The 4,440-nt window shown below is 31.1% G+C and carries 5 protein-coding genes; 3 read left to right on the top strand and 2 right to left on the bottom strand.

The features are described 5' to 3' along the window. Both MR285_RS07590 and MR285_RS07585 read right to left on the bottom strand, forming a co-directional pair. Nucleotides 1-824 (bottom strand): ABC transporter permease subunit (locus tag MR285_RS07590; protein ID WP_293559647.1); only part of this gene is annotated, 824 nt, incomplete at its 3' end. Next, nucleotides 814-2,142 (bottom strand): ATP-binding cassette domain-containing protein, encoded by a 1,329-nt coding sequence (locus tag MR285_RS07585; RefSeq protein ID WP_293559645.1) that lies wholly within the window; start codon nucleotides 2,140-2,142, stop codon nucleotides 814-816. The genes MR285_RS07590 and MR285_RS07585, both read right to left, overlap by 11 nt. Before the next feature lie 173 nt (nucleotides 2,143-2,315). On the opposite strand from MR285_RS07585, the gene MR285_RS07580 reads away from it, so the two are divergent. The 3 genes from MR285_RS07580 (at nucleotide 2,316) to MR285_RS07570 (ending at nucleotide 4,356) form a co-directional block, all read left to right on the top strand. Beyond that, complete coding sequence (locus MR285_RS07580; RefSeq protein WP_293559643.1) at nucleotides 2,316-2,546, top strand: hypothetical protein; 231 nt, start codon at nucleotides 2,316-2,318, stop codon at nucleotides 2,544-2,546. A 40-nt stretch (nucleotides 2,547-2,586) separates the two neighbouring features. Continuing rightward, complete coding sequence (locus MR285_RS07575) at nucleotides 2,587-2,793, top strand: helix-turn-helix transcriptional regulator (RefSeq protein WP_293559641.1); 207 nt, start codon at nucleotides 2,587-2,589, stop codon at nucleotides 2,791-2,793. Nucleotides 2,794-3,096: 303 nt separating this feature from the next. Continuing rightward, nucleotides 3,097-4,356 carry a hypothetical protein gene (locus MR285_RS07570; RefSeq protein WP_293559639.1) on the top strand — a complete coding sequence of 420 codons (1,260 nt, stop codon included), beginning with the start codon at nucleotides 3,097-3,099 and terminating at the stop codon, nucleotides 4,354-4,356. The last annotated feature ends 84 nt before the right edge of the window (nucleotides 4,357-4,440 follow it).

The following is a 4,440-nucleotide window of genomic DNA, read 5'->3' as shown; positions in this document are numbered from 1 at the left end:
TTGTTTGAATAAATTGAGTAAGTCAATACTATCATTAGCACAAATATAATTGCATTTACGATTAAGCCAATTATATTTAGGTCAGCACTCACGAAGCTATAAGGTCTAAAGGCTTCGTTAGGGAAGTAAGATATAATCATTTCAAAGATATCGCCGATAACTTTTCCTACGATTGTAAGTAATACAATTAAAAATACAAAAAGTGCGGCAATTGCATCTTGGTGTAGAGAAGATTTTGACATTGCAGAGAAAAAGAAGCCAATGGACATAAATACAAGACCAGAGCCAAGTAGTCCAACAAAAACTTTTATAACTGCTTCAAAAATTTCAAAACTTGTTATTTGTGCAGATTCACTTCCGCCAATTCCTATTGAAGAAATTCCAAGGACAAGTCCCACTGTTGCAAGTGCCATTATTATTAAAAATAAAATATAAATTAACAAGTTGGCAGCAATTTTGCCAGTTACAATTTCTGATTTTGAAATTGGGTTTGAATAAATGTATTCAATATTACCAGAGCTTTGTTCCTTTGAAAGAGAATTTGCTCCAAGTTGCATTGCAAATATAAAAATTAGAACTGCAAGATAATGGTAAACAAGAGCAATGTAGTCGCCAATGTTTACTATGTCAATTCCGTCGTAAAGCCCTAAGATATTTCTAGCAGGCTCGTTAAAACCTTCTAGCACTGAGTTAAATAGCGAGTTCATTTGTGATTCTGCAAGGAAAGGATAAAAGGCAAGCATAAGTCCAAGTAAAATTATCAGGACAATTGCCCAAGATATCATCTTTGCAAAATTTGATTTAAATTCCATATTAAATATCATCTTTGTCCTCCTTTAGTCTTGTATCTTCTGTTACATTGAAGACGTCGTCAGAGGTTTTAAAAATAATTGTGTCATCAGATTTATTTTCATCTAAATTTAATTTTAGACTTTCTGATTTATCATTAGAATTTTCTTCAACTTCATTGTCAGCGAAAATTTCCTTATTTAGATCCTTAGAAATTTTTTCATCGGGCACAACACTTTTGAACTCATCATCTACAAAGAGATTTGTCTTTGTATTGTGGATTATATCTTTTTCAGAATTTTCTAATTTTACACCATCCACTTCAGTGAAATTATTTTCGCCTTCCTTTACTTTTAGCGTGCCTTCTGTTACACCGTTAACATTAGAAGTTTCAACTGTATTTGCAGAAATTTTTTCTGTTGAACTTTCAACTACTTCTTTATTTGGTGCTTCAGTTTTCTTTCTAGGAAGTTTTGCATTTTCTCCCTTGTAGTAGGCATTTACTTTATCGCATAATTTTGCATCTTCAAGCACATAATTTTCAAGAGCTTCCTCGTAGATTACCTTTGAAAGTTCAGGAAGTGCTCCATCAAAGTATAGGACTGTTTCTTCTTCATCTTTAATAATTCTTGCTCCTATTGAAGTAAAGTAATTCAAATTTCCTCTATAAGAGTCGATTTTTAAAACTTTATCTCCAGCAGCTTTCACATTGTTGTATTCAATATCTTGAATTTTACCATCAGATAAGTAAGCGATGCGTTGAGAATATTTTTTTGCTTCTCTTAATGAATCAGATAAAAGCAAAACAGTTAAACCTTCTGTTTCATTTAATTTTTTTATGTGAGAGAAAAGCCTATCAACATCTTTTTCTTCCAAAAATTTAGAAGGGCTATCTAATATTAAAAGTCTTGGTTTAATAACAAGAGCGTTAATAATAGCAAATAGTTTTCTTTCCCTATCTCTTAAATCGCAAATTCTTAGATTTGAATTAAACTCAAAATAATCACAGAGGACATCAATATCTTCTGTGTTAGACAAATCACGTGTGCTAAGTGTCTTCTTTAATAAAGCATAAGATTTTATTTTTGAATCGAAAATCATATCTTCAGGTACGAAGGACACAGTTTCTTTTATTTCTTTTGATTCTTTAAAGGAATCCATATCATAAACCCTAATAGATCCGCTACTAGGTTTTAAGTATCCCATAATAATTCTTGCAAGAGTTGTTTTTCCGGATTTTTCTATTCCAAGAAGAGAGAAAAATTCGCCATCTAAAATTTCTAAATTTAAGTTAGATAAAATTTTTTCTTTGCCCTTGCGTTTTGTCAGGTCATTTATGACGATGGCACTCATACTGTTCACCTCTTTAATAATTGATAAACTCATTATACAATAAAAAACAGCTAATTAAAAGGATATAAAAATTATAATAAAGTGCATTGCCTTTATTTAATCTAGTGATATACTAATAAGTAGATGAATTATATATTTAGCAAAAAGAAGCGATAAAATTTAAGGGGTTTTTTATGAAAAAGAAAATTATACCTTTAATATTTTTGGTAAGTTCTTATTTGGGATTATTTGTATTGCTTGCAATGTTAACGAGTGTTTTGCCAGGAATGGCAAGAGGAGAGATTTTAATAGATAATGATACTGCAATGCGATTTTTTGTATTATTTCTAGCTTTATTGCTTTTGGGATATATTTTTGCTTTATCTATGGATAATAAAGGAAGAACAAATATGTTCGTAATTTAAAAAGGAATACGTTATGCTAAGCTTGAATTAAGATAGTAAGATGTGGAAGGTTCAAAGCGTTTTTGAAAATAGAATAAAACAAATTAGGAAAGAAAAAGGATTAACTCAAGAGCAACTAGCAGAAGGATTTAGCGTAACAAGACAATACATTAGCCTTTTGGAACGAGGAGAGGCTCAAGTGACGATTTTAGTAGGAATAGAAATTGCAGATAAACTGGACATGTGTTTATACATTATTTGGTTTTGATACCCTAAGGGCACAATGTAAGTTTGAGTGTGAACAGTATCATGGAGGTATAGGAGGGAAATAATGATATATTTAAATCCACAGAGGTATAAAAACGGCGACGATTAGCATAAATAAACTAATGGTTTAAGAGCTATTAGTTTATTTATTAACAAAATAACTGTTTATTGAAGCAAGAGAAGGTAAAAAAAGGAGAATTTTATGAAGAAGTTTTTGTTAATCTTATTAGCTTTAGCATTAGTACTAACGACAACAGTATTTGCAAAAGGTTATAGAGATGATACGACTAATTTTCAAAAGTCAATGGAAATTTTAGAGGAACTTGGTTGTGATGTTGAAAAAGATCATCAATTATTTAATTTGAGATCAGCAAAGGATGATAAGAGAGTTAATCTAGGAAACGAGTCTTTTGCTTTATTAGATAAAGACGATAGGATTATATCCATTGATAGAATAAAAGAAACGAATGAAGATTCTTTTAGACAAAGTGCCCCTAAAAAAGACTTTAGATTTACTAAAACTCTAATTGAGGAAAAACTTATTAAAGAAGGATATGAGCTTGTTCATTCAGGTTATTTTGATGATACTACTTTAATATTAAGATATGAAAAGATGATGCCTTATGGTGGACATAATCAATATGATGCTTATGATGTTTATATAAATACAGAAAATGGAGCTTTAGTTAGCTTTAAGAAAAAGGGTATAGAGAAAGAGGAAATTTCTTTGAGAAGTTTTAGCCAAACTAGAAATCCAATCCCAAAAGATAAAGTCATAAGAATAGCAAATGAATTCTTGCAAAAATACAATAAAGGGGAAATTCAAGAAGTTAGTGTTGGAACTGCTATTCCTAATAAAGATTTTTTTAGGCTGATGGATGGAAAAGAAGAAACTGAACCTGTTATTATAAGTGAAGAAAACTTAGAAGATCAAATAATTAAGGAAGTTTATATCCTAAAAAATGAAAAAGTAGAAGTGTATGTAGATTTATATTCTGGTGAAATTGTTGGAGGAGAATTGTACCTATACAATGCAGGGGCAGCATCTATAAATGATGACGCTATCCCTTACCCAAGAGAGTCTGTAACAGATGCTCAGTCAGGGTTAGCTAGAATGGGTTATGACTCAGTGGATATGAGGATTGGTTTAACAACTAATTTCCGAAGAAATATATTAGGTATGCTACCTAAAAGAGCATTTTATGTTAATTGTCATGGTAATTCAACTACTATAGGAATAGGTAGGTCTGGTTATGGCATAGATTATACAGAGATTCCTAGCGGAACATATCAATTCGTTTTTTTAGATGCTTGTAATACAGGGTCAAAGAGTACTTGGGCATCTGCATTTGGCATTCGCAACGGAACATCAAATAAGAGAGCTTTCCTAGGATGGTATGAATCAATAGGTGGACATTTTAGCTATAATTATTTATGGCAATTTTGGAATTCTACAGCTAGTAACAAGTCAGTTCGTCAAGCTGCGCTCGATGCGGCAAATAAAGTGCCTGAATACTGCCCAATTAGATTTTTCGGAAATCGAAGTTATAATGGATTTTATTAAAGTTTAAAAGGTGGATAGTATGATAAAACAATCGTTAAAAATTTTATTTATCTTCATACTGGGGATGGTTCTTATCCCCAGTAT

This window comes from Peptoniphilus sp. (assembly GCF_022767005.1).
Taxonomy (GTDB): Bacteria; Bacillota; Clostridia; order Tissierellales; family Peptoniphilaceae; genus Peptoniphilus_A.
The sequence above is the reverse complement of the archived record's forward strand: the minus strand, read 5'-3'. Positions and strand labels throughout refer to the sequence as shown.

Coding starts and splice junctions, on each gene's coding strand:
- MR285_RS07585 (WP_293559645.1), bottom strand. CDS start 2,142: ATGAGTGCCATCGTCATAAATGACCTGACAAAACGCAAGGGCAAAGAA.
- MR285_RS07580 (WP_293559643.1), top strand. CDS start 2,316: ATGAAAAAGAAAATTATACCTTTAATATTTTTGGTAAGTTCTTATTTG.
- MR285_RS07575 (WP_293559641.1), top strand. CDS start 2,587: ATGTGGAAGGTTCAAAGCGTTTTTGAAAATAGAATAAAACAAATTAGG.
- MR285_RS07570 (WP_293559639.1), top strand. CDS start 3,097: ATGGAAATTTTAGAGGAACTTGGTTGTGATGTTGAAAAAGATCATCAA.